The sequence below is a fragment of the Pseudomonas sp. LJDD11 genome (genome assembly GCF_024584215.1).
In the GTDB taxonomy this organism is placed as follows: domain Bacteria; phylum Pseudomonadota; class Gammaproteobacteria; order Pseudomonadales; family Pseudomonadaceae; genus Aquipseudomonas.
The window spans coordinates 473,955-498,391 of sequence record NZ_JANJFL010000001.1 but is presented as its reverse complement, the minus strand read 5'-3'; the positions used below and the strand labels follow the sequence as shown (position 1 = coordinate 498,391).

Sequence of the window (24,437 nt, the reverse complement as noted above, 5' to 3'; positions counted from 1 at the left end):
TGGAGGATGGACGCTGCGCGGCTGAGCCTGATAGTGCCGCGCATTGGCAGGACGAATGATCAGATTTTTGAAACAGGCGCTTGTTGTGACAATTTGTAAAACCCAGGCTGAAAATCTGCTCACAGCGCTCAGTGGCTCAACCGTGCGAACACCTTTGTCAGCCGGATTTGGCCTGTTGCTGCTGGAAGGTGATGACCAGAAACTCTGCCGGATGCACGACTGCGACCTTCACGGATACGTTCAGATAGCCGTTGAGTAAATCGTCGGCGGTCATCGTGCTTCCCAAACCTACATCGACTTGAAATGCATCCGCTGGTGAGGCACCTTGCAACCCGCCCTCCTGCCAGACATGAGTCAGGAAACTGGTGATCATGGATTTCACTGCAGCCCAGGTGTTGGCATCGTTGGGCTGGAAAACATAGGCCCTGACGGCCTGTTTTATCGATTGCTCCAGGAAAATCACCGTGCGCCGTACTGAAATGTAGCGCCAGTCCTGGCTGTTGCCGTCCAGCGTACGCGCCCCCCAGACCAGAATGCCCTGGCCGTTGAAAAAACGGATGGCATTGATCGACTCACCAGACACCGCGTCGATATTCAGATTGGCCTGCTGATCGTCCGTTAAGCAGATCGGCAGGTCGATGGCGCCCACGATCCCGACGTTGGCCGGCGCTTGCCACACTCCGTTGTTGTTATCGTTAACGGTGTAGACACCGGCCATCGCACCACTGGCCGGCAGCAGGTTGGCGCACGCCAGTACCTGAGTGACGATCTGGCTGTAGACCGCACTGGCACTGAGCAATGCGGCTTGCAACTGGCTATTGCTCATCGGGTTGGCCGGCGGATTTTGAATCATCTCCAACAGCTTGGCCGCCGCCGGATTGGGTGCCGAAGGCGGGTTGAGCAGCGCAGCCAACCGGCTGACATCACCACCGAACAGGTTGGTGAAGTCGATATCCGCCTGCTGCATGATGGTAGTGCCGATAAACGGATAGTAGGCCACGCCGTAGCTCAAGCCATTGCTGCCCGTATTATCGCGGAAGGTCTGGATGTCTTGTGTGTACAGAACCGGGTCCGGATTGGCGCCACCAATCACGTCGAAAACACACACTGCCGTGCCCATCTGCTGAGCCTGCAACAGCATCCCTTGCATCAGCGTGCCGTTGTCGGCAACCGACAGCAGTGTGGCTTCAGGGCAGATGTACAGGGTCGGTTCCGGTTCGTTGCGCAACAAGGCCAGACCGCGTTGCAGATCAGTCAGTTGCACATTGGGATTGACCACCGCAGCGGCCGGGGCTGCCAGCGGCTTGTGGCTGGCAGGGCCATAAGTGCCCACAGCCACGATGTAGGCATCGCCGCCACCATTCTGGTAAAACAACTGCACACTGTTGTACAGGTAATAAAGGGTGTTGGGGTCAGGCAACACCGCATAACACTGGCCGTTGAGGGTCAGGGCGTCTGCGGGCGCGGGTTCCGACGACTGCGGCACCAGATAGTACTGCGGGCTGTATTGCCGTGCCGGGTCCGCCGGTGGCGGCGGATTATCAAGCATGAACAACGCCTGAAACTCGGCGAACGAGGAAATTTTCTGCGCCTTGTTATAGAACGACTGGCCTTGATAGTCCGCCCGTGGCGTGTAGCCGATGAACGCCGGCACCGCCGTGGCTACCGGCACCACTGAATTGGGGAAGGCGTTGACTTCATTGATGTACACGCCGGGTGTTGAGTAGCTGGTAGCCATTGCTCGTCCTTGAAAGGTCATGGATGGAGTGGACGTATGGGCGGAGTCGGTCTGTGTAACTGCACATCAACTACAGACTTGCACACCCTTAAACACGATTTGAATGCCTTCGCTGTTTTTGATACTACGACAATATCACTCAGGACGCTGCGAATGGATAACACGCAACAACGCTTGGCCAGTGCCTACCACGAAATACTCAAAGGGCTGCCACAGCACTGGCTTGATCGTAGCCGATCCCACGAAGCGCAATACGCCAAGCTTTCTGGCCTGTTCTTGCCGGGCACCTCGCCTGACTACCAATGCGCACCGCAAAAAATTCTGGTGGTCGGGCGTGAAACCCGCCGCTGGGACGTGCTTAAAGGCGAAGAAACATTCGAGAGCCTGGAAACGTATATCTGCAAAGCGATGGCTACCCAGCAAGACCACCTTGCCAGGTTCATAACCCGCCCCAGAGACCGGGGCGAAAGTTTTTTCAATCTGCTGCGCGATCTGGCCGACCAACATGGTTCTGCAGCTATCGCCTGGGCAAATCTGTTCTGCTTCGCCTGGAACAAGAAGTCTCCGGTGCGCTGGGAGCACTTCAAAAAACTGTTGGCAATTTCAGAGCAGTTGCTTAAAGCCCAAGTAAAGATCCTGCAGCCCGACATCATTATTTTCGCGAACGGCGCCAGCAGTGCAAAGTTTCGCCAAGGCTACTTTCCGCACAAGGGCGAATCGAGTGTATGCAGCGAGCTGGGCGATTTCTGCGAGCAGGGAATCGCGCTTAATCAACTCTGGCGATTCAAGCTACAGCAGCGTATTCAATGCTATCGAATTCAGCATCCAAGCAGCATCAGCACGGCCTCTCGCGCTGCGCGTCGTTTTTTGCTGGAGCAGTTACGCATCAGTACAGAAGGCAGATGAACGCTATCGGGCACCTTCAAGAACGTCAGCGAGGCAGTCAGCGCCAGTCATCCAGACCAGCCCTGCGTGAATGCAGACATGAAGCGGTCAACGACAGAAACCTGCAAAAACGAAAAAGGGCGACTACCTCTCAGTAGTCGCCCTTCTCTTGGTCTGGCTCCACGACCTGGACTCGAACCAGGGACCCAGTGATTAACAGTCACTTGCTCTACCAACTGAGCTATCGCGGAATGGGTGCAATCATACTGCCCTCATTTTCCCTGTCAATACTCATGACAAAAAAAACCAGAAAAATCAGTAGGTTCGCATGCTCACCTGCATCCCAGCGCGCTCAGTGTCGGGCACCATCAAGCTTGGGGTCCACAGTCGCGGGTCAGACCAGTTGCCAAAAATTCGAAAATCCGCACCACAGCTTTGACGGCCACCTGCCGTCACAGCCTGCAAATTAGTGCCTTTGTGCAATCAAGTCAAACAGGTTTGCCGATGTATATTTTTGTTCAATTCAGGCGATGGTGTTTATCAGTTCACGCATCTGGGTTTGATTGACAGCCACATACTTCATGGTTGTAGCAATGTTCTGATGCCCCATGATGTTCTTCACCGTATGAATATTGCGATCAGGATCACGCATCAACTCGGTGGCAATGGTGTGCCGCAATCGGTGCGGGCTTATTCTTTCAGGTGAGTGGCGTGACAAGCGCTTGAAAAAGCTGGATAGCTGATTCATGTCCATGGTTTTTCGGGAGTGCCTGTCAGAAAAAACGTTGACATTAAACAACTGCTGCTCGGGAGTGATGTGCTTTTTGCGTGCATTGAAGATTAGCTGTCGAAGGTAAGGCACCAGATTGTCATGAATAGGGATTTTCCGCTCATGATAGTTTTTTGAAAACTCGGCAGACACCCGCAGCAACCCTTCCTGCAGGTCAATATCGCAGGTTCTTAAATTCAGCAGCTCGTTGGCGCGAATGCCGGTACAAACCAAAACCTCAAATACAGTTCGCCAGAACCACGCCGGGTGAATCTCACTCAGTTGCTGCCACTTGGTCTCCTGCGTGTGCAAGACATCCAGGTATCCCCTGGCAAACTTTATGGTGGATTTTTTCACCGTCTTGTTGGGTCGTTTGAGGCATCGCACCTGCAGGTTTTCGAACGGGTTGTTGATGCCTTCCATCATCCCTGTCTGCAGGCCAAACTGGTAGAGAATCCGTAGCTGGCGCATGTAGGTATTCCAGCTCACAGCCTTCAGGTTGACGTCCAGAACCTCCATGCGCCACTGAAGAATCGCCTCCCTGTCGATTTCGTCCAGCAGACAATCCCCAAACCGTCGAATAAGTGCCCTTGCAGCGACGCCATACGAATCGCACGTGCTCTTTCTCAAGCGTTTTTCGGCAATATAAGCTTTGAGCAAATCTGATATCGAACACATTACAGGTCTTCCCCTTTTTGTGATGACGTCAACAATTCGAGGTAGGGATTGTCGTAGGGCACCGTTGCAAACAGATCCGAAGGCTCTTTGAGTAGATAGCCTTTAAGCGTACGTGCCTTGCGCGGCCCTTTTATTTCACACGTCCATATGTTCAATCCGTCATGCCTCTTTTCGTGCAGCCCGAGCTTTTCAAAAGCACGCTGCACCATTCGCCAATCGCTGACGCCTTCTTTCTTTGCAATAGCTGCCAGATCCACATGCTCCTGGGCATAGCGCTGAAAGAGCTCAGGCGTTACCAGGAAAACCGTACCTGCAACCGTATGAACTTTGGCCCTTGCATCATTGATGACTATTTTATGGTCGATCACCCCTTTTTTGAGCCAGCCCATGAAGGCATGCCCCAGTGTAGATCCACTTGCACCTAATTTAAGCGACTCAGTGGATTTACAGAGTTCTCTTACAGGATTACAGGAATCATCATCGGGATGACTTTGAACCACGTCACAACTATCTGATACATTCGCCCCGTCTGCGCCTTCTGCAGGCGTAGTAAAACTTAGAAGACTGAGTAAAAGTTCGACCTCATCACCGGCTTTATCGTCTTTTAGTTCCGACACCTGCTTTGCAGTGTCTGCTTGCTTGCGATCATGCGTGACGACATTGGTGCCAGGCGCGGCAGCCTTCTCGCCCTCGCCGCCCGGGTGTTTACCCGCGTCCGTTTGTGCGGCCGAATCACACTCGCCTGGCGTAACAGCACCTGAAAATACGGCGGGCCGCTCAGTGTCTGCCCAAATCAATACCGGCGAGAGCTTGATAAACGTCAAGGTCTGCTGCCAGCTCCCGCCAGTCACCGTGGCTTTCCAGATAGCCTTGCCCGACTCGTTGGGCAAAATCAGGCCTTGATCTTGCAGCAGATTAAACAGCGTCGGGTTTGAAGCCGGTATGCCCTCTGTACCTTGCGCGAGCAGGTGAGCCCGCAGTTTGTCAGCGACGGTTTTGCTGACCAGCCAGAGCGCGTCCTGGGTCAGCCAGCCATCTGCGGCACCTGATTCATTCAACTTGAGCTGCTCAGTCACCAGCAAGCGCAGCGCATCGACGAGTTGACGTTGCAAAGAACTGATCGGCGCTCTGGCAGCCCTATCAGGATTTGCACCAAGCTCCTGAGCAACGGATGCGCGATCAGCCTGGACGACCAGTTCGCCAAGAATTCCTGCATGCTCATACTGCCCTGCCAGCAGAAAGATGAACGGCGTCCAGACTTCACGAACCGCACACAACCAATCCAGAACATGGGCTGGCAGGATCTGCATGTAGACCAGCCCGGCTGCCGCACCATGCAGCCGGTACTCACGCTCTGTCCGATAGCGGATACGGTAGTCCGCCGAAATTGCGCCGTGCCATGGATACCAAGGCTGGCCACCTTCCAGAATGACATCCACGTCCACAACGATCTTGCCGAGATCATGCAACAGAGCCGCATACGCAATCGCTGCAGTCCAGACATCCGCCTGCGCGGCCTGCGCTTCAGGTGCTGCGCCCAATGGCAACAGATACGACTGCCGGAGCTTGAGTGCATAGGCAACGATCTCAAGCCCGTGATCAAGCATGCCGCCCGGATAAGCATGGTGATGATTCTGCGATGCAGGAATCTGTTGGACCATCTGCGCGAAACGCTGAATGGGCTCCATGTACAAACGCTGAAACTGCTCACGCGACAAGCAGGTCTTTTGCCAGATGTGCTCCAGAATGCGCCGCCGACGTGGGGTGTCGAGCAGTTCGGAAGCATTCATTGGACGATGCGAACCATCTTGCAGAGGCGCTTCAGCTATCGGAGCAGAGCCTTTTGCTTGTCTCCATTTCAGCGGCCAGATCATTTCATCCTCGAAATCCAGTTTGATGAGCGCCTTTTTCTGTCCAGATACCAGCCCTTTGCAGGTAGGCCTCTTACCCTTGGCTGCCCTTCCCTTGCCCTTTGCCATTTCCTTTTCAGGAGTAGCATTAGGCGGACTGGGTCATAAGCGCTCAAGGTGAAAACTGGTTCAGGTTGATCCTCAAAAACTGCTTGCCAGAGCGTGTGATGAACTGAGCTGGGTCAGTCGAGACAACCTGGTTCAACGGCTACAAATTCCGGCTGTTCAACTGAATTACCCAAGCACCTCAAACCAGTTTTCCACCCTTAGTTCGCAACAGCCCATGCCATGGTCATCACTCCTGACTACATGGACTGAGACATGCGCCTGTTCCTTTGCGAAAAACCCTCACAGGCCAAGGATATCGCCCGGGTCCTTGGTGCCAACGCACGTGGTGACGGCTGCCTGACCGGCAACGGTATCTGCGTGACCTGGTGCATCGGGCATTTGCTCGAAACCGCCCCGCCTCATGCCTATGACCCACGCTACAAGGCCTGGGCGCTGGAGCATCTGCCGATCATTTCGGATGCCTGGAAGGTCGAGGTGAAGACCAAGACCGCCAGTCAGTTCAAGGCGGTCAAGAAGCTGCTGGCTCAGGCCAGTGAGTTGGTGATTGCAACCGATGCTGATCGGGAGGGAGAACTGATCGCACGTGAAATCATGGACTTCTGCGGCTATCACGGTCTTGTACAGCGCCTGTGCCCAACGGGCGTGGGCAAAACCTGGCTCGCCTGCACCCTGGCCCATAAGGCCTGCCGCGATGGCTACAGCGTGCGTTACCTGCGGCTGCCGCGTTTAATGGAAGAGCTCGGCATGGCCCATGGCGACGGTCGCTTCGCGAAACTGATGATGGGGTACGCCAAGACCGACTTGCTGATCCTGGACGACTGGGGTCTGGCACCGTTTACCGCTGCGCAACGGCGCGACATGCTGGAACTGCTGGACGACCGTTACGGGAACCGCTCGACGCTGGTGACCAGCCAGATGCCGGTGGACAAATGGCATGCACTGATCGGCGATCCGACCCTGGGTGACGCGATCCTCGACCGGCTGGTGCACAACGCCTACCGCATCGAACTGAAGGGCGAGTCGATGCGCAAACGCGCAACGAAATTGACGACGGCAGGGACTTCAGACTAACAATGCAACCCTGCGTCGCTGCGCTCCGACTGCCTGGCCGGATGAGCGTGGAATAGGTAGCCGAATGAGTGGCCGGATCGCGTGGAATGCGCATGCTTACTTGAAGGATGTTCTTACACGCCTGCCGACGCAGCGTGCGAGTGAGATTACCGAGCTGTTACCGCACAGGTGGATGCCCGTTTAATCACGCAAGGTGTGTTGGGCAGACGCTTACCAATGACCCTGATGCCAAACCTGCCGTTTACCCAGTGGGCCAATGCCTTCAGCAACGACGCGACCCTGACCGCAGCCATGTTGGACAGGCTACTGCACCATGCTCATATTCTGCCCCTGACAGGTGAGAGCTACCGACTCAAAGACAAACGTAAAGCGGGCGTGATCCGCCAGAACCGTAAACCCGAGTGATCCGGGTGGGTCAGTTTTAAGTCGGCGTTGACACTGTTACGTGAAATCCAAGCGCAAGGTTATGATCACCGATAGCTACGGAGCAAAAAGCGGCCTGACACCGTAACCGGTGTCCGGAATTACTTGACCAGTTCAGACAGGCTTCCTATTTCTCTCTCTTCTACCCAATCACCGTACGCTTTATCACGCGTCCATTTCTCCAAAACCCACACGTATCGAAGGGGCGCGCCCGTATCGGCTTCGAAGGTTTGCGCGGCTTCAGCAGTGAGCATGGAGTAGCACGCCATGGGGCTTGCCCAACCTATGGGGCGACTCGGCTGCCATTCCCAATACCATGAGTTGAACTCTCCCACATGCATTCCTTGCGACATCAGTGATAAGCGTCCTGCAGCCGGCAGTAGCTCTAGATCAGGCATCGACGGTGTGGAAAACGGAACGTATGGAAAGCATTTGACGTAATCGAACTGCAGATATCCCACGCTGGAGCCAATCAGGGGCAGAATCGCTGGCGAGAAGTCCCAGTCGTCGTTCTTCTGCCAGGAGGGCGAGGTCAATGCTCGAAGGCCGTTCTGTTTGGGGGAAAGACGTCCTGCCATCCACCTATGAAATCTCACCCCCGTCTCAGCGTCTGTGACACTGACCGGACTGGACACTCCAAACACGGTGAGCTCGATGTGGCGTAGCTCTGTATCGGTAACTGTCGCGCAGAGGTGCAAAAGCCTGGATTGCTCTTCTCGCTCGATAAATCGTAAGCAGTCCCGAACAGCTATTTCTGATGGAGTTGATTCATCATCAAAGCTGTGATGCAAACCATGAGCCCATTGAGGAGCAGGGCCGGGCTGAAGCTTCAGATAAATGGGATCTGCCGGTAGTGCCTCGCGTGCATATCTAACTGCGAGTTTCTCTGGCATTCCCCATAGCTCGACCGCACAAGCCAGTGTCCGTAAAAACGCTGATCTAGCCAACTGCCCCTGGCCAGCTACAAATTGGCCACCCGTGCTTCGATCTCTCGATAGAAAATAACTCAAAGAGCCATCTGTGATGTCCTTGAAGCGGTCACTCAAGACATCGAACTCATAAGCCCATTGTCGGCTCACCGGGTATCCGGAAATTTCTTCGAGGTGCTCGACTGCATTCTGAAAAACAGGGGGTACAACGGCACCGCTGCTCAACAACTCCTCAGAAGTGCGTACATCCACATGATGAGGAGCTTTTCCCGAATGACATCCACTCCAATCACAAACAATCGCTGGCACTCCTGAGACGAGCGTCACCAAGTACTCCGACGCCAATGAAGGGCGGCTTACAGCTGCTCTGACACGATTCACAAACTCCAGACGTGCTTGGGCAATCAGCAGTACCGACAGTGCCTCCAGGCATTCAGACTCCAGGCGTCGGGTGACGGTCCAATCAACCAGGGCGTCTTCGAAGTCTTTCGCTGTTTCTGGCGCTGCCAATGCCTCCGCTATGGCATGCATAACCACCAGCTTTCCTGTAGGAGCTGGGAGGCCCAAACGCGCCACGCTAATGTCTGCAATTTGCCTAGGAGTCACTTGTCACCCTCTCCCCACCAAGATGGCTGCACCAATGGCTGACATTCAAATTCAGCCGCAGTGGAGTCGATCAGCGTGCTCAGAATTGACAGAGCACGGGCGGTTTGCCCCACCTCCAATAGCAGATACACCAACCTAGCATCGGGAATGGCTCGCTTCTTTTCTGGGTAGTGCGGTATGGGCAATGTAGAAAGCCTAAGAAACTCTTCCCAGCGTTTAGGATACAGAGAGCCCACCAATGCCAAGCGCCGCTGTGACTCCCCATGCCCGTAATAGTACTCGCTCCATCCATATCGATACTGATGGGCACGTACCAGCCAAACGAACGCGACGTTAGGCCCCTGAAGTCTGCGTGAGAGTTCGAATGCTAGATCGAGCAGCTCGGTCCCTCGAAATAGCGAGATAGAGTTTTCTAAAGCACCTTCGAGAGCGCTCAAAAGCTCCACTCCTTTCCCTCTTGCCTCCCAGAAGCTGAACCATTCAACCGTTCGCTTGGATGTGGCAGTGAATGCCCGTGCCTCATCCAACGTTTTTAAGAAGTCAGCCAGTTTTGAAGGCGGGTAATCCTTGAGCTCAGGCATCATAGGCTGATGGCTATCTGAGTCGTCAAAAGCATCGGTCTCTCGACCGACAACAGGAGGGTTGTCACGCGCAGATTGCTCCGGCACGTCCCACAAGCGGACCATTGCGGAGATTCTCTGACTAGCGTCCAGTTGAGTACGAGCTCGCAAGGCAGTGACCGTTTGCTCTCCCGAGGCATAAGCTAGAGCAGCCGATATACCTGGTGCATTGACGTCAGCGTTTCTGGCAAACGCCGCAAAGGTTTGGTCGGCGTAATACCACTGACTGTGAGCAATCCAATGCTGATAGAAATGCACAAAGATGTCTGGCCGCAATCGCAGCAGCAGGTCCGCTAAATCGCTAGGACTAGTACCGGAATCTTCCGTCATCGCATCTATTTGGTTGTAAATAGGAGCAAGCCTGGCAAGTGCATGACTAACAAATCCCGGCTCAGTCGGCGCGACAGTTGTGAGGGCATCCAACAGATGGCGTAGCCCAGGATCTTTGCGCCAACCAAATCCAGTCACGTACTCGTAGCTCCCTTGCAGCAGTTCACGAGCCGTATCTTCGAGTCCATATGCTGTCGCCCAACTACAAAGCTCACAAAGCTCACTAGCTTTTTCGTTGAAGGGGCCAACGGTCTGTCTGATCTGTTTTGCCTGGGTGCGTATTTGGAGCTCTGCCGTATCCTCGCTCAGCAAATGGCACTGACGCATTAAGTAAGCTTCGCGAAGGCGATCAGGGGCAAACAATTTCGACCGCTGACACTCAGCCCAATCTGCTGCCGAGATGTGCTTCACCTCACTCCGAAGCCTACCCAACAGGAAAAGGTCAGCGGTTATCAAAGCTAAAGCCTCTCGCAGAGCGCGAAACTCTGCCCAGGCGTCATGATCGTTTTGGGCGGGTCGATCACCGGCGATGAACCGATAAACGATCGGTACTGGTGGGATGTCACCTCTGGCCAATATTGTTGCAGTGGAGTTAGCGGAAACAATCAATCTATGAAGCAAGGGCAAAAGCCACTCGCGCTTTGCACTCATTACCAACTTTTCGAGTGCCGGCGCCCCCTTCAACTGAAGGCTGCTGGCAACGACTGCAAAAAAGAGTGAATGCAGATGATTCGCTAAGGTTGTCTCACTATTCCCGTCTAGGATCCCAAGCCTATCCAGTGGTATGTATCGAGTGTGCGCATCGTTCGCAGGCTCTCCATACAGCATGGCCCAGCAGGCAGACAACGGGTGTTTGGTGAAACGTTTAAACCCGTCCCAAGAATGCAACGCGGCCTGTGCCCAGCCAGCCACTCGGATGGCTTGTAGCTCCAGCACTCGACGAAGTCTCGCAGGCATTGGAATAGACGCGAATGCCATGATTGGAGTCAGATCTGAGTAGCCGCTAGCTTTATCCAGAAATACCGCAAACCACGCCTCACCGCTTTTATGATTCAGAAAGACTTTTATAAGCTTATCCGGCGCATAGCGGCCAGTCCCCCCAACCACATCCAAATAACCTTTGATTGCGCGCTCGTACTCATGGCTATTCAGGGTTCCAGCATCCAATCGATCTTTTATCTTTTGTCGAATTCGTTCCTGTACGTCAAACGCACGACCGACTTCACCAAGGGACAGGTAGAGATGAGCTAAATCTCCCAGTGCTTGAAGGCTAGATTGATTTACACGAGAGGCCATCAGCAGCGCTGGATAAGGGTCGGACGCTAGCTGAAGCGCCGATTTGAATAGCAGACTCCCATCCTCTATCTGGAACTCCGGACCATTCTGAACTCGATGTTTGAGGGCCCGCTTCCGAAGCGCGAGTTCGTAGTCGCCTGAGACAAATGCGACCTCTTCGGCGTCCTCAAGGATTCGGATAATCTGTTTACTATCGAAAGCCTGGACCAACGCATGCAGCATCCACACTTTGGTTGTTCCAGACAGCAGGCCGGTATGATCGCCTCGCCGGGATTGGTACAGCCATAGCCAACCCCAACGCAGATAGGACGGAGCTTCAGAATCCAACCAACCTTCGACTCGTGGCAGGAGTAACTCTACCCGGCGCTGATGCGAGGGTTGTTGACGAATGAACACATAAAGGCTGCCGTGAAACGCTTTGACACCGACATCGACGGTTGCCAGCAAGTGACCAATTTCAGCCTCTAAATTGACATTCTTCAACTGGAGGCACTGCTCCAAAGCTCCAGAAGGCCAGATGAAATTATCCTCTGCTACGAGATGGAGAGCGTCCTTGGCATCCCAGGAAAGCCGTTGCCACAGCGACGTGTAGTAGGCAAGTGCATCTCCATGGGGAGCTGAATCACTCTGGCGAACTATCTGCGCAGAAAGCACACGATGATCGCGAATCATCTTCATAAAAGTATATGTGAGCACCAACGGGTGCCCTTCGCTTAGCGATAGAAATGCCTCGGCCAACGCCCCCATCGTTTGATCGGGCGTAACGCTTGGAGGGAGTTCAAATGCGTTCGAATCGTAGTGAGCCGCCAGCCAAGCCGTTATCGAGGGCACCTGCATTCTTGGAAGCTCTACCCAACGCTCAGACTCAACGAATTGATGCAGCCTCAGTGGCAATTGTTCGTCACCAACGCGCTGAGTGCCCAGCACGATCGTAACCCCCTGGGGGATTGGAAATAACAGGGAAAACAGCTCATTAAGTGGCGAAATGCGCTCCTCATTCTCTCGCCAAACATGGTCTAGCCCATCGACGATCAATATCAGGCGTGTTCCCTCGCGAGCACAAGCCGCGCCGCAACGGCTTAGCCAAATTTTCAAATTTTCAGGGCGTCTATCAAGGGAAACGGTAACATCAGGGAGCTCTGACTCCATTTGGTATATGAGCGACCGAGCAACGCTTGCCAAACTGAATCGCTCAGAGGTGTCTTGAAGATCGAGAAAATAGTGATGCCGAATCGTAACGACACCCAAAGAGTGGATCTGCTCGCAAAAATGGCTAAGAAACGTGCTTTTACCCTGCCCTGGCGATCCCCAAAGGACACGGCAGTTCCAATCGCCCCTCATGGCTTGCTCGATGAAGTCGGTCGCAAATGCCGGATCTGGAGGCCGATAACCCGCTGGTACTCGGAACTCTTGATCTAAGGGCCGTGGCTGCATTTCAGAAATGGTGCTGCGCAAAATGCCCAGCGTAATCCGACCATCAGGCGCAGGGGCATTTTTAAACATGCTCCACTCGAAGGTCGCTCGGTAAAGGGCTAACCAGCCTTCATGATTTGTATGCTTCGCTTGAAGCTGTGCCGATACCTCGCTGGACAGCGCTTGATGACCCGCGTAGCTATGGTTGAATTCAAACCTGTCGAAAAACACTCGTGCCTTTTCTTCACCACCAGCATGCTGCGTCAACGTCTGGCGCAGAGAGTCGTCAAGCCGCTCCCATAGCACCCTCCCGCCAGAGAGAGAGGACGCAAAATCGGCATCTGGCCTGCGGTTCGTGATGAGCTCAGTTCGTGCTGCTCTGTCAGGGCCGACCCGAAAAAAGGCTTTCGTCCACTTTTCAAGAAGAGAGGTGCCCCTCTTTCCTTTGCGATCCGTCAACCAGTACCATGACAACGCATAATCGGGCTTAAACTCATTGACCGTAAACTTGACTTGGATAAGTTCCATCTGGCCGTCCGAACGCTGGATGACGATATCGTCAAGGCCACGAGCTTCCTCCTCGTCGTCAGCCTCGAACTTAACCCACTCGTACAGAGTAGGGGTGTCCAGCCATTCGCAAAGCGCCTTGATGCCCACCAGATTTTGGAATGCATAACCGCTAGCAGGTATGGCGCTGCGTTTGATAGAGCTATTCATATCGAGCCGACTCCCTGACAAACTCTATCAGCGCGCTGTGGATAAGGAAGGTATGCGCCCGCGAGCTTCAAAAAGGTTGCACGCCATACTCATTCAGCGTCGCCCTCCAAAGCCTGCGGGTGCAGCTTTCTTCTCTTTTGCTTGGGTCGCGTTTCGGCTGGTTTGGAATGCCAGTAAGTCAACCTCAAATATGCTTACCACCGCTTGGTTGTTCCCATGCACATGAGCTATCTGTCGCTCAGGATGAGCTTTGAAAGGCGCTTGGGCAGTCGACCCACCGTACTGACCAGTATTGGTGAGCATCACTGGCTGATACATATGGAACTGGAGAGCCGTTGCCATAGTGTCAAACGTTCCAATGTCCTTGTTGAGCGCTGCAATCACAAATCCATCGGTAATGTCCCGCATGTCAGCCGCAAGTTTAAGGTCCGTAGCGTCATAGCAAATTGCGCCCGTGAGCCTAGCGGTTGGACCTCGTGCGTCGTTGAACTCGACGATCACTTGGTACGGTCGGTGCCCAGCAACACCAGCTTTTTTCTCCCAAGGAATTCCATACTCCTTGCCTTGATAGGCACAAACGAGCTGACGGCCCGCTGCGCTTTCTTGGCGCAGCAGCCACACGCCGCGGTTGATCGGCTTCTTGAGGTAGGGATGATGGATGAAGGTTTGGCCCGCGAATATCACAGCCCCTGTGCTGTCCGAGAGTCGATGTAACAACCACATATCGTCGGGGTGAATGGAGAGTTCTGGAAATACGATGAGGTCCAATTGAGCTTTGTATTGTGCTGAAGATTTTCGGGTAGCGAACCGCGCAGCCGACAATTGCTGCCCGATCAAGCGACACATTGCCGCCAGATGTGCCCTATGCCTGGCACGATAAGATTCAGTCCAATGCAATGGGTCGGACTCTGAAAAATCCTCATCCCTAGGCATCAGGGACTGCACCAATGCGACTCTAAAAGCCCCAAGATTAGTAGCGTCACTGCACTCGATCGGAAGCAGATAGGCAGGAAGGTTGGACTGTTTTCCAAAAAGACGACCTTGCTCCGCCAGCCTTGCCTTGATCAGTACCAACAAGTCAGCAGGAACGGTGACTTCAGGGAAACCAACGACCAAGCTCCTACTGATATCGAGACCAGGCCATTGCAGCAGCCTCATTACCAACTCATTGAGCCATGGTGAAATCGGTGTAGGCTCCTCACCTAATCCTCGGCTGAGTGGCATCAAACCCATGCGACGCTTAAACCAGCTACTGTGGATACCGCGATAGCGATCAAACTGCTCTTCTCGCACAGGGAAGAAGCGCGTGGTGAAATCATTCTCCCCTACGATGGCGGATCGCATGAGACGCCCCAAACGGTACGCCCATGCAAGTTCATCCGAGCACCATGAGGGCGTCTCATTCCAAGGCTGAATTATCTTGCTTGGCTTCTTGAATGACAGCGAGATGGGAGTAGCGGGATCTTGAATCCTACTCCAGTCTTCACATTCGACTGAAATCGATTCTAGGGTTATCCCATCGTTTTCGAGTACCCCAGTAGATGTGGCCCTCAGCAGTTCTGCGGTGAGCTTTAGAAGGGCGTTTTCTTGAACAAAGGGGTTGTCTGGATGAGCCGCTATCACTTGCAGTGACCGCCTGCCGCCGCGCCATTCCTGAATCCGGACCGCATAATCCTGCGACCGGGGAGGAGGGAGATATCGGCTGATGTGTTTCACCCAGCTAACTCTGCCTCTCCCGATCCATGCGGAGTGAAGCTCACCTAGAATCTTGGGCTCAATCATCGCAATGTCATCTATGAGCTTGCAGGCCTCCTTGATGGTGAGTCTCTGTAACCACACTCCTAGCCAGATAACAAACTTGTCGCGCTGGCCGGTGATCCTCAGAACCAATAATCCGGCTGTGAGTGCAGTAGGGAGATCCGTCGTAGGAGGCGCAAGTCGCAAAGCAGCATGAAGAGCGTTGCACGAAATGAGCTCATCCGCTGAAGGCAAGACTGCGGGATACTGCATCACCGCAAGAAAAAGGGCAGCTTGCTGGTGCAAGTACCACGGCAACTGCTGATCAGCAGTAATCTCGAGCGCAGCTTGAAGCAGCTCTTTCCGGTATCCAGCAATATCCGCCGAGGACGGATAACTTTCTGGGCGATGCATGCCCGTCTCAACAGCTCCGGCTCTGAGGATATCGGATAAGATGAATAACGAAACCTCACGTTCAGCAGGATTAGCTTCTGGCTTGAGTTTTAGCTGCAACGCCTGCAGGACAGGTCGCAAAAGCTCTGGGGATGGAAAAATGTCCATGCCGCAACGTAAAACGCTAGCTAACGCAGGATTGCGTGACCAGCACGCAACAAGCTTCCTCGCAATGGTCTCCATCTCATGATCAAGCGCCTCACGCTCACTCACTTCAGTGTGGGCAAGTGCGTCCTCGGCAGGCAACTCCGGATCTGCCATGCTGCGCCGCATCCTTAGAACCTGACGTAGTCGATTGGCTGCAAATCGCTTGACCGTATCGTCCCGAACGTCTGCTCTTGGCAGCGAAATCTTGGCTAGCGCTAAAGGATTTTCATCAACGTCATTTGCATCATCCAACGCATCGGCTAGCCATAGAAGGTGGTCCAGGCTACCTGTCGCCTGTAGCAACGTCGCCGGATCAGGGGCTGTGCTGATTTGACCATTTACACCTCGCATGAATCGGGAAGTGCTTCCTTGGACCGCGAAGTCTTCCCAGGCGATCACTTCGGACTTTTCTTTTTTTACTTCAAGACCGTTAAGCGTCCTCCCAAAGCATCGAACAAGCTGAAGGTTCGCCCAATCACTCAAGTCGTTCGCTAGTGCTTCAAGCGCCAAGCTATTCGCTGTTTCGGTTGGGACCGCGACGACTAGGCGCATGTCGTCCACGTAGCGACAATAGTCGATCAATCGGGCCGTGCTGCCGTTTTCGCTGATAGGAATGCTTCGGCGCTGGGAGCAACCATCGACAATCATCCGGTCAAAGTCATGCATGTAGGCGTTGGCAAAAAAACCGCTCGCCACCAGGCCTTGAGGCAGACCGAGCTTTAAGTCATCGCGATTAACGATGTCGTTCTCGTGCCATTTCCAGCGCAGAATTTTCTCTGCAGCTTGCCAGAACGATTCGGATGCCGAAACCTCATATGGAATCGCGAATCCGGAGGCGTAGCTTTGAAACAGATTTCTCAACCGCGGGACCACTGTTGACTGACTCACGCAGTCATAAAACTTCGCCAGATCTAGCTTCACCACGAAGAGTCGCTCGTCCAACAGCGTCGGAAGCGACTCACGGCACACCTCTGCTGGGCGCTCAAGGAAGCGTTGATAGTCGACAAAAAACTGTGAATAGGTAGTACCGTTCCCCCACCGGAATCTGGCTTGCTGACGGCCGTCGGAGTCATTGAGCCAGTGACAAAATAGCCTATTGCCGTAACTGCATACTCGCTGCCTAGCATGTGCTTTGCTAGCGTAACTAGCAGGGTCGGTGTTGCCTTGTAAGGTCTCAACAGCGTCAGCCACGCAGAGCATCACGGCCGATGCCATGACTTGCTCCCGAATGCCGACATGCGCCAACGGACGTAGATCCGGCTCAAGCTGAACGGACTTGTCTTTTTGCATGACAGACTTGAATTTCCAGCCGCCACCTTCCGCTTTTGAAGGAAATTGCCACTTTCCGTTCTTGGGAGCAGGAACCAAGCGCAAGGGCTTTGCACTACCGTGGTCGCCAGATGTGATCTGCTGCTGCCAGATGCTTAGGGTTTGCGGGAGAAGGAGAGATACCTGCTCCAGCTCTAGAATGTCGGCATACCAGTTATGTCGGCGGACATATGCGTCTGTTTTCTTCCAAGCTTGTGCTAGTACAGCCTCATCAGAAAGCAGGTGAAGCAAGGGCCCTAAACGCTCATAACGATCTGCAACTACACTCACGCGGCTGTCTCCATGACATGGGAATAAATCAAACCTAGGCTTTGTTGCGATTCCGAATTGTCCAAAGTTGTAAAGGGAGAACGATCAACAAGGTGATATCGCGTTTTCTACCTCCAGCCGCTTCGGAGCCCTAGCTAAACGCTGCCAGACAGCGCCTCGAAGTGACGATTGGTTCTGAAAGCAACATTGCGAAATTGGCAATGCTGACCACCGGACTTATAACTGTCGTCGTCACCCCCCCTTCTCGATTTTTCGCGAACTGATGCCTAATGAATAAGGCATTTCACACTACATTTCCGAACGGGTTGACGCGCCAATGCGTGCACCTCAAGCGAACGTGCGAACGGGCATTCGGCAGAAAAACGCTACCCTCACTTCTCGTTACAATTGAGCAACCGATCTGTACCTGTTCTGTTAGCATGATGTCATATAACAATCATTTTGTAGTGGGATGTAGACGATGGGTGCACCGAAACCCCTTCACTGGATGCATATAGCGATCCGCACAGAGGGCTGAGCGGTACCAGCCAATCCTGGCCACTTTTGCGCCACCGGATTCAAACGGACGTGCGAAACCATACTGCCCTGAATAGCCCCATTGATCTAGTCATCTTCTCAGGTGACCTCGCTTTCCAGGGAAGCCAAGGGGAGTTTGGCTACCCAGGCCAAACGCAATCCTCCAAACGACTACAAATTCCGGTAACCGGCCGAATTACCCAACAGCTTCAAACCAGTTTTCCACCCTCCTCTAACATCGGCCCATGCCATCGTTTTCACTCTTGAATACATGGACTGAGACATGCGCCTGTTCCTCTGCGAAAAACCCTCACAGGCCAAGGACATCGCCCGGGTCCTTGGTGCAAACACACGTGGTGAAGGCTGCCTGACCGGCAACGGTATCTGCGTGACCTGGTGCATCGGGCACTTGCTCGAAACTGCCCCGCCTCATGCGTATGACCCACGCTACAAGGCTTGGGCGCTGGACCATCTGCCGATCATTCCGGATGTCTGGAAGGTCGAGGTGAAGGCCAAGACCGCCAGCCAGTTCAAGACGGTCAAAAAGCTGGTCGCTCAGGCCAGTGAGTTGGTGATTGCAACCGATGCTGATCGGGAGGGAGAACTGATCGCACGTGAAATCATGGACTTCTGCGGCTATCACGGTCTTGTACAGCGCCTGTGGCTGTCTGCACTCAACCCTCAGTCCGTCCGCAAAGCCATGGCCGAGCTGAGGCCTGGCGAATCAACCGTGGGCCTCTATCACGCGGCTCTGGCTCGCTCACGCGCGGACTGGCTGATCGGCATGAACCTCAGCCGGCTGTTCACGCTTATGGCGCGACGTGATGGACATGATCAAGTGCTGACCGTTGGACGTGTACAAACGCCGACCCTGAATCTTGTGGTGATCCGCGAGCGGGCAATCACGAGTTTCGTCAAAAAGCCCTTCTGGGAAGTGGAGGTCAATCTGCTTGCTGACGGGCACAGCTTCGTCGGCAAGTGGTTACCTCCCGCTGAGTGTCTTGATGCTGATGGCCGGTGCATCAACCAGCCGATGGCACAGCACGTATCCACTCAGTTAGCCTCAGGCCAGGCCCGTGTGGTTGAGCTGGTCATTGAACGCAAGACCGAACGCCCCGTTCTGCCGTTCGATCTGGCCGCCCTGCAGGAGCAATGTGATCGGCAGTTCGGCATGGCAGTGGACGAGACACTGAACATTGCTCAATCGCTGTACGAGACCCACAAGGCCACCCACTACCCGCGCACCGAGTGCCCTTACCTGCCGGAAAGCATGCTTGAAGAAGTGCCGACCGTGCTCGAGGCACTGGGCAAAAGTGACGCATCCTTGCAGCCCATACTGGCCAGCCTGAATCGACAGCAGATCTCTGCCGCATGGAGTGACAAACATCTGGACGGGCCTCACCACGGCATTATCCCGACCACCGAGCCGGTGGACATCACCAAGATGTCCGAGAAGGAGCTCAAGGTCTACGACCTGATCCGTCGTCGCTACCTGGCGCAGTTTCTTCCCGATCATGAATATGATCGCACCCGGGTCAAACTGGCGACGGGCAGTCAGCACATCGGCGCAACCGGCAAACAAATCGCCGTCATAGGCTGGAAGGCGCTGTTCAAGCCGGAAGTGGATACCGAACTCAAGGATGCCGAATCTGTTACCCAGCCGTTGCCACAGCTTCGTGAAGACCAGATCTGCACAATTACCGGTGCCGGGCTCAAATCACTAATGACCACACCGCCACGTCCTTACACCGAAGGCAGCCTGCTCAAGGCCATGAGGAACATTGCCGAACAGGTTGATGATCCGCGGCTTAAAGCCACGTTGAAGGCCACCACCGGGATTGGCACCCAGGCCACCCGTGCGTCGATCATCAAGGGGCTGCTTGAACGGGGCTACCTGGAAAAGAAACGTCGTGCACTGAGCCCGACGACAGCGGCATTTGCGTTGATTGATGCCATTCCTGAGCTGGTGAAAAACCCGGGTATGACGGCCATCTGGGAGCAGGCATCGGATGAGATCGAGGCCGGCCGCATGAGCCTGGAGAAATTTCTGGCCGGCCAGCATCAGTGGCTGGAGCGGCTGATCCAGCAATGCTCGACCGCTACGCTGGCCCTGCAACAAACACCACCCACACCCTGCCCGGACTGCGGCGCGCCCATGCGTCGGCGCACCGGCAAGAATGGAGCGTTCTTTTCCTGCTCATCCTATCCCGCTTGCAAAGGCAGCCTGAGTATAGAAACCGGCAAGAAGCGCAAGAACAAGCCTACTGACAAGTCGCACAATACGGATGGCAATCGCTGACAGTGAATCTGTCTTACCGGATTACGGGGCTTATGGAACAATGCCCGGGCTTGGATCAAACCCGCTGACTACTGGCGGTCATCAGTAGATGTGGAGCTGCTCCACTCCCAGGCACGACTCACCTCGACATGCGTGCCGACTCTGCCAACGTCCTGTACCCAGGGCATGTTGCCGTCACAATCACCCTGCTGCGGGTGCACGGACGAATCGAGTCAGAGGTTTACTTTACCCAGGGCCAGCTGACTTTCGGTGGCCCCTACTACTTACCCCATCGGTAACGACGAAGAGTGCCCTGAACGCCCTGGCCAGGGTGCTGAGGACACTCTTTCAGGAGCCAGTATTCAATGCCGGTGCCCACCGGTGATCAAAGGGATCCTTTTGTGCGCGGATGCGTGCCAGCAGATACCGATCCCCGCCACGATACGGATCGGGTGAAAACAGCCATGACAGGTCTACGCCAAGGGGCCGTCAGTGCCTGGTTTCATGGGTGGTTTGAACATCTCTCCAGCCGGGGCCAAGACTTCGGCACCTTTCTCCCTTGCGGCTGATACCCAGCAAAGCCCTCTGAAAGAATTCCTGATCATGTTGAACCGACCCGGTCGGTCCATGCCCAGGTAGCCAGGGTCTTCAAGGCTACGGTGTGCACGCACACTGACCCGCCCCAAAGATCGCACCAGCATTCCGATAACGCGATCGTCCGGCAAATTTGCCAGGAGAATGCTTGCTCACTTCAACCATGCGGGGATCAACGCCCCATCGGGACGTGGCTCCTTGCAAATACTGCAGGAGGCTCCATGCCCACAACCACACTCATGCATGACATTGGATACACCGCAGGCCTGGCCTGTCGCTGGCTTCGAGACAATCAGGTGCTATCCATCACCGCTGCCTGGCAAGCCTGGCGGCTACGCAGGTTCGACAAGCTCTGCGAGACCCCGGCCATGGTGCGTAAAGGCATCAACCTCGACCTCTGGTATGGCAATAACATCAGACCCGCTCGCCCCCCCCAACCAGACCAGCAGGCTTCCAGAAGCTCGCTGGATCAGTTTATCTGACACTACCCACACCTACCTGGCCGCTTATGCGGTGCCACTTGATCAACAAACCCTACCGGGAAGAAACCTTCCCTATGGGCAGGTGCTTTCCGGCTTAAATGCTCACGGAGAATCACCATGACTCAGACAACTACCCCTACTTATTTCGATCTGCACACCAGCGGCATTGGCTACCTGAACAGAATCCGCGAGGTCGAGGTTCGCAAGGGCGCGCCCTTCATGGCCGTAACCGTTGCAGCCTTGCATGGCTCATCCGAGCAAGCCGAATACACCTATATTGACTGCAAAGTCGCAGGCGGTGAAGCAGAAAACCTGGTACGCCGCTGCCAGCAAGCAGAAGCCGCCAACCGCAAGGTGCTGGTCGGTTTCCGGATTGGCGATATTCGTGTGGAAACCTTCACCTATGAGCGCGGAGCCAAAAAAGGCCAGACCGGTGCCAGCCTCAAAGGCCGGTTACTGTTCATCTCCTGGATCAAGATCAATGGGGAATATGCTTACCAGGCTCCGCAAAAAGAGTCAGGCCAATCGGCACATGCCAATCCGCATCAGGACTCAAACGCTGAAGCGGCCACTTACCATGAAACCCAGCAACACTATGCTGCAGAACCCACCTACGCGGCGCCCAGACCTGCCTACAACCAGGTGCAGCCCCCACAGGCCAGCCGTCCGATGGCGACACGTACGGCTGATTATTTCTGAACACCCTTGCTGACCAAACTCAATGCCCTGTCTGACAGGGCATTTTCTTCTCACCTGTCTAAAACCGGGTGCACATTTTCAGAAGCGTCTGATTGACGCTCCCACACCGCTCAGCCAATCATCGCTGCAGGTACCGCTGTCGCGCACAGCACCCTGCCCAGGTAACCCGGATCTTCAAGGTTACGGTGCGGTTCGCCGCATTGATTCGCCCGGTTCGCCTCACATCCGATTCACGCGAACAACGTCGAGCCAGCTCGACGTCCGGATGCCTGTTTGACCTACCCTGACGGGACACACCTGTCAGGGGTGTCTCCGTCCTGCACATGGAGATGCCATGAAAATATCACTGACACTTTACGATGCACTGATTGCCGCGAATGTGCCCGCCGACAAGGCAAAAGCGGTCGTCGATGCCTGGGAGACGGATGTGGAAAAGCTGGCAACCAAGTCTGACCTGCAACAGGCCGAAACCCGGCTTGGAGCCTCACTGTCAGAGCTGCGCTCTGAAATGAAGGTGATGCGCTGGCAACTCGGTGCCATCTTCGTCTGCGTGGTCATGCCTCTTTTGAAAATGGGCTTCGACCTACTGAGCCGCACCACTTCCTGACCAGGACTGGCAAAGCTCGACACTCTGCCTGACCACTTTTCTGTAAACCTACAACCAACCCATACGGGGAAACACGCCCCCGTCCGGGCGCGGTGTCTTCTCGTGTTCACGATATGAGGACATCCCTATGCCCAACAGACTCACCGCGGAAAAAATAGCGTACCTGAAGCTGCCCATTACCATCAGCGAAGCCGCCTGGCTGCAGGCGATTTACATCAATGACTTCCTCTATCTGGAGGTCAACAAACGCTTGAACTTCCTGCTGGAATCAACCTATCGCGAGATCCTGAACCAGACGGCAAGTTTCTCCGCTCGCCATATCGACTATGGCCTGTATCGATTCGAGCCTCACGGCAAACGTGATGAGCATGTCTGGCTGAGCCTGCGCCTGCATATCGTCTATACCGATGAGACTCCGGTGCAGCTGCGCGTCACCTTGCCGGATGAAAGCCTGCCGGCCTGAACAGCCCCTACCCCATCACACTGACTCATTTCCCATCAGGGGCGCTCTTGCCCTCAGGGCATGAGCGCTCCGTTTCAGACTGGAGTTGCATCATGTCCGAACTCTACACATTGCAAGACTGCAACACGGGCCGTCAGGCCTCACAACGCTATGCACTGGCATCAGCGGATCAGATTCTGGCAGCCGCACGCCATGCCATCGATATCAAGATGCAACGCGGGGCATCGTTCGCCTCTCCTCAACCGGTCAAAGACTATCTGGTCATGAAACTGGCGGGCCTTGAACACGAGGTTTTCGCAGTGCTGTTTCTGGACTCGAAAAACCAATTGATCAATTATGCAGAATTGTTCAGAGGCTCGATCAACAGCGCCTATATCCACCCACGCGAGGTGCTTAAAGAGGCGCTGCAGCACAACGCAGCCGGCGTGATCATTGCGCACAATCACCCAAGCGGTAATCCGCAACCGAGTACGCTGGACATCGACATAACCCAAAAGCTCAAGACGACCCTCGATCTGGTGGAAATCGCAGTACTGGATCACATCATCGTGGCAGGGCAGCAAACCGTATCGTTCGTTGAATGCGGTCTGCTGTAATCATCAAGGGGGCTCCAGCCCCCTTTTTCATTTCTATGGCCTGCTGAGCACCGTGTGCCTGACCGCCTCGATGTTCTCAAGCCAAGCGGCCGTTCGCGGACAGCGCCAGGCTACGAGCCTGTGCATCCGTTCGTAGTCGGCCAACAGGTTGCGGGCGAAGATCGGCTCGTGGTGAGCGATCCGGTTACGGATGCTGCGTACGCTTTCCAGTTCGTTGTAGAGCGTTTCTCTGCATTGCGTGACTGACATGCCTTGAGGCAGACCGGGAAACATCCGATGGATTTGACTGGCCCATACCCGGCTCTCAAAACGATGTGCGAACAGACGAATCCAGAAGGCAAACTTCAACTCCGCAACCACGGTACTGGTTCGGCCTGGCGTAGCCTTGCTCCGGGCAGCACATAGCTCATTCTTCAAACTGAAACCCGAGGTACTGCCGGGAAGGCTGCGCTCGAACCCCGCAGCCCATGGCCAAGCGTTGCCATACACGGCAGACAGAGCATCGGAAACGGCATTGCGTACCACAACTTCACAGACTTGCTGCGCCAGCATCAATGCACCTGAAACCTGGGCATTCCAGACATACAACCGGATGGCCTGCTCGGTGCTGCGCGCCTTGGGCATTCCGAGATAAGTGCTGAGCCGGTCTCTGGACAGAGCCAGCTCGACGGCTTTGGCATCATCGACACTCATGAGCAACTGGCGACTCCTTGACCTGGCCGGTGACTGAGCAATAGAATTGCCTCGATTGCTCTGGGAATTTGCTGGCTTCGGCCTCCCCCCGGGGACACATGTAAGGCCCATCATTAGAT

At 54.7% G+C, this 24,437-nt stretch carries 15 protein-coding genes, 1 tRNA gene and 2 pseudogenes; 10 read left to right on the top strand and 8 right to left on the bottom strand.

Features of this window, described 5'->3' with window-relative positions; genetic code table 11:
- Nucleotides 1-157: 157 nt before the first annotated feature.
- Nucleotides 158-1,738: a phage tail sheath C-terminal domain-containing protein gene (locus tag NRB16_RS02250; RefSeq protein WP_257105369.1), complete on the bottom strand. Its 1,581-nt coding sequence runs from the start codon at nucleotides 1,736-1,738 to the stop codon at nucleotides 158-160.
- A gap of 153 nt (nucleotides 1,739-1,891) precedes the next feature.
- Between NRB16_RS02250 and NRB16_RS02245 the strand changes: the two genes are divergently transcribed.
- Nucleotides 1,892-2,644 carry a hypothetical protein gene (locus NRB16_RS02245; RefSeq protein WP_253116014.1) on the top strand — a complete coding sequence of 251 codons (753 nt, stop codon included), beginning with the start codon at nucleotides 1,892-1,894 and terminating at the stop codon, nucleotides 2,642-2,644.
- A gap of 154 nt (nucleotides 2,645-2,798) precedes the next feature.
- Here NRB16_RS02245 and NRB16_RS02240 read toward each other — a convergent pair.
- From NRB16_RS02240 to mobH, 3 genes are all read right to left on the bottom strand, one after another.
- Nucleotides 2,799-2,874, bottom strand: a tRNA-Asn gene (locus tag NRB16_RS02240).
- Nucleotides 2,875-3,146: 272 nt separating this feature from the next.
- A complete protein-coding gene (locus NRB16_RS02235) occupies nucleotides 3,147-4,070 on the bottom strand; it encodes a site-specific integrase (RefSeq protein WP_253116016.1) in 924 nt (307 codons plus the stop codon).
- Nucleotides 4,070-5,860: a MobH family relaxase gene (gene mobH / locus NRB16_RS02230; protein ID WP_373568425.1), complete on the bottom strand. Its 1,791-nt coding sequence runs from the start codon at nucleotides 5,858-5,860 to the stop codon at nucleotides 4,070-4,072. The genes NRB16_RS02235 and mobH overlap by 1 nt, the downstream gene beginning before the upstream one ends.
- Nucleotides 5,861-6,301: 441 nt before the next feature.
- Here mobH and NRB16_RS02225 point away from each other — a divergent pair, with 441 nt between their 5' ends.
- From NRB16_RS02225 to NRB16_RS02215, 3 genes and pseudogenes are all read left to right on the top strand, one after another.
- Nucleotides 6,302-7,120, top strand: coding sequence for an ATP-binding protein (locus NRB16_RS02225; protein WP_257105367.1), 819 nt, complete (start codon nucleotides 6,302-6,304; stop codon nucleotides 7,118-7,120).
- A gap of 91 nt (nucleotides 7,121-7,211) precedes the next feature.
- Nucleotides 7,212-7,304 (top strand): annotated as a pseudogene (locus NRB16_RS02220) (transposase domain-containing protein); the annotation flags it as partial.
- Nucleotides 7,305-7,336: 32 nt separating this feature from the next.
- Nucleotides 7,337-7,525, top strand: a pseudogene (locus tag NRB16_RS02215) (ATP-binding protein); the annotation flags it as partial.
- A gap of 119 nt (nucleotides 7,526-7,644) precedes the next feature.
- On the opposite strand, the gene NRB16_RS02210 reads toward NRB16_RS02215, so the two are convergent.
- From NRB16_RS02210 to NRB16_RS02200, 3 genes are all read right to left on the bottom strand, one after another.
- On the bottom strand, nucleotides 7,645-9,009 hold the full coding sequence (locus NRB16_RS02210; RefSeq protein ID WP_257105366.1) for a hypothetical protein: 1,365 nt from the start codon (nucleotides 9,007-9,009) through the stop codon (nucleotides 7,645-7,647).
- A gap of 65 nt (nucleotides 9,010-9,074) precedes the next feature.
- Nucleotides 9,075-13,454 carry an ATP-binding protein gene (locus tag NRB16_RS02205; protein WP_257105365.1) on the bottom strand — a complete coding sequence of 1,460 codons (4,380 nt, stop codon included), beginning with the start codon at nucleotides 13,452-13,454 and terminating at the stop codon, nucleotides 9,075-9,077.
- Nucleotides 13,455-13,547: 93 nt separating this feature from the next.
- Entirely contained in the window at nucleotides 13,548-17,390 is a 3,843-nt protein-coding gene (locus NRB16_RS02200) for an RNA-directed DNA polymerase (RefSeq protein WP_257105364.1), read from the bottom strand.
- A gap of 799 nt (nucleotides 17,391-18,189) precedes the next feature.
- Here NRB16_RS02200 and NRB16_RS02195 point away from each other — a divergent pair.
- From NRB16_RS02195 to NRB16_RS02170, 6 genes are all read left to right on the top strand, one after another.
- Nucleotides 18,190-20,205: a DNA topoisomerase III gene (locus NRB16_RS02195; protein WP_257105363.1), complete on the top strand. Its 2,016-nt coding sequence runs from the start codon at nucleotides 18,190-18,192 to the stop codon at nucleotides 20,203-20,205.
- Nucleotides 20,206-20,999: 794 nt separating this feature from the next.
- The gene (locus NRB16_RS02190; RefSeq protein WP_257105362.1) at nucleotides 21,000-21,260 is read left to right on the top strand and encodes a hypothetical protein; all 261 of its coding nucleotides are present in this window, start codon (nucleotides 21,000-21,002) and stop codon (nucleotides 21,258-21,260) included.
- Between the two features lie 117 nt (nucleotides 21,261-21,377).
- Nucleotides 21,378-21,959 carry an STY4534 family ICE replication protein gene (locus NRB16_RS02185; protein ID WP_257105361.1) on the top strand — a complete coding sequence of 194 codons (582 nt, stop codon included), beginning with the start codon at nucleotides 21,378-21,380 and terminating at the stop codon, nucleotides 21,957-21,959.
- A 334-nt stretch (nucleotides 21,960-22,293) separates the two neighbouring features.
- Nucleotides 22,294-22,566: a DUF1640 domain-containing protein gene (locus NRB16_RS02180; protein ID WP_253116029.1), complete on the top strand. Its 273-nt coding sequence runs from the start codon at nucleotides 22,294-22,296 to the stop codon at nucleotides 22,564-22,566.
- A 127-nt stretch (nucleotides 22,567-22,693) separates the two neighbouring features.
- Nucleotides 22,694-23,029, top strand: coding sequence for a hypothetical protein (locus NRB16_RS02175; protein ID WP_257105360.1), 336 nt, complete (start codon nucleotides 22,694-22,696; stop codon nucleotides 23,027-23,029).
- A 92-nt stretch (nucleotides 23,030-23,121) separates the two neighbouring features.
- Nucleotides 23,122-23,625 carry a RadC family protein gene (locus tag NRB16_RS02170; RefSeq protein ID WP_253116033.1) on the top strand — a complete coding sequence of 168 codons (504 nt, stop codon included), beginning with the start codon at nucleotides 23,122-23,124 and terminating at the stop codon, nucleotides 23,623-23,625.
- 33 nt (nucleotides 23,626-23,658) lie between these two features.
- Here the strand turns inward: NRB16_RS02170 and NRB16_RS02165 are convergent, their stop codons facing one another.
- Nucleotides 23,659-24,318, bottom strand: coding sequence for an Abi family protein (locus NRB16_RS02165; protein WP_253116035.1), 660 nt, complete (start codon nucleotides 24,316-24,318; stop codon nucleotides 23,659-23,661).
- Nucleotides 24,319-24,437: the final 119 nt, after the last annotated feature.

Excerpts from the sequence above, each read along its gene's own strand:
- NRB16_RS02250 (WP_257105369.1), bottom strand. The coding sequence starts at position 1,738 with ATGGCTACCAGCTACTCAACACCCGGCGTGTACATCAATGAAGTCAAC.
- NRB16_RS02245 (WP_253116014.1), top strand. The coding sequence starts at position 1,892 with ATGGATAACACGCAACAACGCTTGGCCAGTGCCTACCACGAAATACTC.
- NRB16_RS02235 (WP_253116016.1), bottom strand. The coding sequence starts at position 4,070 with ATGTGTTCGATATCAGATTTGCTCAAAGCTTATATTGCCGAAAAACGC.
- mobH (WP_373568425.1), bottom strand. The coding sequence starts at position 5,860 with ATGAATGCTTCCGAACTGCTCGACACCCCACGTCGGCGGCGCATTCTG.
- NRB16_RS02225 (WP_257105367.1), top strand. The coding sequence starts at position 6,302 with ATGCGCCTGTTCCTTTGCGAAAAACCCTCACAGGCCAAGGATATCGCC.
- NRB16_RS02205 (WP_257105365.1), bottom strand. The coding sequence starts at position 13,454 with ATGAATAGCTCTATCAAACGCAGCGCCATACCTGCTAGCGGTTATGCA.
- NRB16_RS02195 (WP_257105363.1), top strand. The coding sequence starts at position 18,190 with ATGCGCCTGTTCCTCTGCGAAAAACCCTCACAGGCCAAGGACATCGCC.
- NRB16_RS02190 (WP_257105362.1), top strand. The coding sequence starts at position 21,000 with ATGCCCACAACCACACTCATGCATGACATTGGATACACCGCAGGCCTG.
- NRB16_RS02185 (WP_257105361.1), top strand. The coding sequence starts at position 21,378 with ATGACTCAGACAACTACCCCTACTTATTTCGATCTGCACACCAGCGGC.
- NRB16_RS02180 (WP_253116029.1), top strand. The coding sequence starts at position 22,294 with ATGAAAATATCACTGACACTTTACGATGCACTGATTGCCGCGAATGTG.
- NRB16_RS02175 (WP_257105360.1), top strand. The coding sequence starts at position 22,694 with ATGCCCAACAGACTCACCGCGGAAAAAATAGCGTACCTGAAGCTGCCC.
- NRB16_RS02170 (WP_253116033.1), top strand. The coding sequence starts at position 23,122 with ATGTCCGAACTCTACACATTGCAAGACTGCAACACGGGCCGTCAGGCC.
- NRB16_RS02165 (WP_253116035.1), bottom strand. The coding sequence starts at position 24,318 with ATGAGTGTCGATGATGCCAAAGCCGTCGAGCTGGCTCTGTCCAGAGAC.